This is a genomic window from Psychrobacter sp. PP-21, assembly GCF_033790785.1.
In the GTDB taxonomy this organism is placed as follows: Bacteria; Pseudomonadota; Gammaproteobacteria; order Pseudomonadales; family Moraxellaceae; genus Psychrobacter.
In genome coordinates this window covers 1-3,534 of record NZ_JAMYEB010000043.1, presented here as the reverse complement: position 1 = coordinate 3,534, position 3,534 = coordinate 1, and the positions used below count along the sequence as shown (strand labels likewise).

Here is a 3,534-nt window from a genome sequence, read left to right as displayed (position 1 = left end):
ATCCCATCGAGAAAAAGTGGGCTCAAGTGAAGTTTTTACGCCAAGGTTGGATGGAAAATGACTTATCTAAATTGTTTTATGATATTCATCCAAAACATAACTCTTTTGTAGTGCAGTGACTATAGTCGCTATATCCTTCCTAATTAGTTACTGTGTAAACAATAATATTGACTTTAATAATATATTTACTGACAGTAGTGCAATCGACTTCCTAGTAACTAATAGTTCGACGGAGAAACAAATAGGTTTGCATTTAGGCAAGATACAAAGATTTATTGATACAGCATCTGTTTTAAATCAAAGTAATTTTTGGTGTAACATGCAACCTTCAAAAGAATTTTCAAGCAAACTAAGAAAGACTAGAAAATCTTTCCCTGAGACTTCTCAAAGTCTTCAAACCATGATCATTCCTTCACGTATTTATCAGAACCTGCTAAAAGATACCATTGAAAGTTTGCAGGTTTTTAATAAGCACGCTGAGCAGATCTCATATGTTTTTTCTGCACGTACTAAAGTAAGAGATGAAGCATTAAGATTAGATCAGAGTGTACCTATGAGTAAGCTTACTAAATCACAAAAAAGCTTAATCAGATTTTATTGGCAAACTGCTTTGAAGACAGATACAAAGCTAACTAAGATTTTAGCAGAATTAACAGATTTAAACATCATCAAGAATGCTAATTGGTTAAGTTTAACAATCAGCTTAGGTCAAATACAGATGAAAAGCGCTTTTGTTATAGCTGCGTTTACAGGTATGCGTAAAAATGAATTACTATCTATCCCTTTCAACGGGCTAAGACATATTCATTCCGATACTGGGAATATACCTGTAGTATGGTCAACTACAACAAAATTGGAAAGTAATGGAGTACCAAGATTTACAAAATGGGTAACAGGTTCAATTGTTGAAGAAGCTTTTGAAGCAGCTAAATTTATCACTCAAGGAGCTTTGAACTGGTCTGCTAATAAGAGTCAGGTGGCAGAAGATGAGAGTAAGTTACCGTTGTTTTTTTCAATTGAAAATGGGAAATCTGGAAAGCCTCATCCGCATTTTGATTATGCAACAACTGCCTTAAATAGCAACCTCATTCAAAAAATAATGTCATCAGAGCACTTATTAATTTCAGAACAAGACTTAAAGGAAGTCAGTCAATTTTTATACGGCGATGAAATATCTAATAATATTAAATTAGGTAAGCCTTGGCCTTTAGGCTTTCATCAGTTTAGACGCTCCTTAGCCGTGTATGCTGCTTCTAGTGGTTATGTTTCATATCCTACTCTTAAATCCCAGCTAAAACATATAAGCATGATGATGACAGTCTATTACACGGACTCAAACTCTAGAGCGATAAATATTTTAGGCAACGGCCCTGAAGTCAAAGCTATGCAAAAGGAATGGCAGGAGGCCCAAGCAAGAGTAGAGTCAGATAATTTGCATGAATTGTTAGATAGCAGGGTGACACTAACTGGTGCAGCTGGTAAAAATCTACAAAAAAGAAAAGTAGAGAATAAGCTTCCTAAGTTCTTAGATAATAGAAATAGTACTAAGAAAGCAGTCAAAAATGGCAAAATTCGTTATCGATCTACTTTAGTTGGCGGATGTATGTCTATTAAACCTTGTGATAAAGGTGCTGGTGTATTGGCATCTGCTTGTATTAGCTGTGAAAATGCGGTGTTTTCACCAGAATCCAAAAGTATTTTGCTACAAACTAAAGATTTTTATAAGTCTCAACTCACTTTAGATATTCCAAAGCGTGTTCATCATGAATACGAAGTGAGTATTAAAAAAATAGACAGTCTTCTTTCAGTATTAGAAGTAAATCAAGAGAAATAACATGAAAACTAGCCAGGCAGAACAGGCTTATTGGGATGCTTTGAATCGTCTACAAGATGGTACAGCCAAAATTGTCAATACAAAGTCATCACGGTTTAAGTTTACTAGAGACGCTGTAGGTAGAGAGGCAGGTAAAGGAAAAGGGTATGTCCGTAATGAGAGATATCCAGAACTTTGCGAAGCAATAACAAAAGCGGAAGAAGAACGCAAAAATCGTGCTCAAGAAAAACCTAATACTTCTACTAAGTTAAAACATGAAAAAGAGCTCAAAATCAAAGCTAATTTGAAATACGACATGATAAAAGAAGAATATGACATTATAATGCAAGATTATCTTAACATTCTAAGACAGAATTTTGAACTTCAAAGAGAGTTAGCAGATTCTCCACATATAAGATTAGTGAAAAGATCTAATAAATAGCTTAATCTTGTTCCTGTTTAGCTCAAATACAATCTATGAATAAAGCCTCTCTAAAGCTTTATTTCTCATATTACGGCTATTAAGATGCCTTAAAAGTATTCCTATGAATGACGATCATTTGTGTAACAAACTAAAAATTTTATTTGAACATCTTTTTCCTACTCTAACCATAATTGGTGGAGTAGATGAACCCTACTATGAAGCGCCAAAAGCAGATACAAATGCGAAGATCTTTTTTAAAGAAAACTACCCAAGAAGCCTATTACATGAAATTGCTCATTACTGTTTGGCAGGGCAAAAACGACGCAAATTAGATGACTATGGTTACTGGTATACTGAATGTGGTAGAACAAGTGAAGAGCAAGAGCTATTTCAATTGGTTGAAGCAAGACCTCAAGGCTTAGAAAAGGCTATGTGTGAAGCTATAGGTATACATTTTTCACCTAGCTTTGATGATTTTTCAGGTCGACCGATATCAGAGGTGTTTCTAAAAAACTTAGAAGTTAATTATCAAGAGATGATTACGAATCCTCCTCCTACGGCTAGAATAGCTTTAGAAACATTAATGCATACAGATTTTTCTACGTTAAGGGATAATTAGTTTATTAACTACATATTGCAAATTCATACTTACTTAATTTTAAAATTTCAAAGCAGTCATGTGAAGTATATTCATCAGGCTACTATTCAGCCGATGATAACTATAGTAAATATTCTAGCCTTCCCAATTTTATTGAAAAAACAAAGAATATCTACTAAGAGAAGAACCAACAAAAAGTCCCGATCTATTCATCAAAAATAAAATATTGATATGTCTCGATTGTATATACACGGCTAATATAAGCTTCTTAGTGCTTTGAAAAGTGATAATTCCAATGACTCACTTAATGTACAATATCTCCTTTTATGAGGAATATTGTACATTTTTTTATCAAGAAGCTGATTTTACATCATTACAATTACTTCTTTATCAATCAATAACTTAGTAATGTACATTTATAGTTAAGAGTTTACTAGAGCTGAGTCATTGGTGTGTGGCTGGTGAGGCTCGTAGGCGACTACCTGATTTTGGCTACTGGTATGCCCCAGACGGTCGAACAGCAGCTCAGCAGCAGGCATTTGAACGTGTAGAGATCAAGCCGCAAGCACTAGTGAACCGCCCCGAGTATATCGGAGAGTGTTTTACTTGAGTCAGGCAGCCATGCCTGACAGGGTTAAACTGTCATAATACCGCTTTTCAAACTCAAAAGGCGACACATAACCAATCGTGCTGTGCAAA

At 34.8% G+C, this 3,534-nt stretch carries 3 protein-coding genes and 1 pseudogene; all 4 read left to right on the top strand.

Annotation, left to right across the window (positions count from 1 at the left end; translation table 11 throughout):
• Positions 1–319: 319 nt before the first annotated feature.
• A complete protein-coding gene (locus tag NJD71_RS13405) occupies positions 320–1,834 on the top strand; it encodes a hypothetical protein (RefSeq protein WP_201580101.1) in 1,515 nt (504 codons plus the stop codon).
• Between the two features lies 1 nt (position 1,835).
• Positions 1,836–2,255: a hypothetical protein gene (locus tag NJD71_RS13400; RefSeq protein WP_057758729.1), complete on the top strand. Its 420-nt coding sequence runs from the start codon at positions 1,836–1,838 to the stop codon at positions 2,253–2,255.
• Positions 2,256–2,358: 103 nt separating this feature from the next.
• Complete coding sequence (locus NJD71_RS13395) at positions 2,359–2,856, top strand: elongation factor P hydroxylase (protein WP_057758727.1); 498 nt, start codon at positions 2,359–2,361, stop codon at positions 2,854–2,856.
• Between the two features lie 409 nt (positions 2,857–3,265).
• A pseudogene (locus NJD71_RS13390) lies at positions 3,266–3,406 on the top strand (elongation factor P hydroxylase); the annotation flags it as partial.
• Between the last annotated feature and the right edge of the window lie 128 nt (positions 3,407–3,534).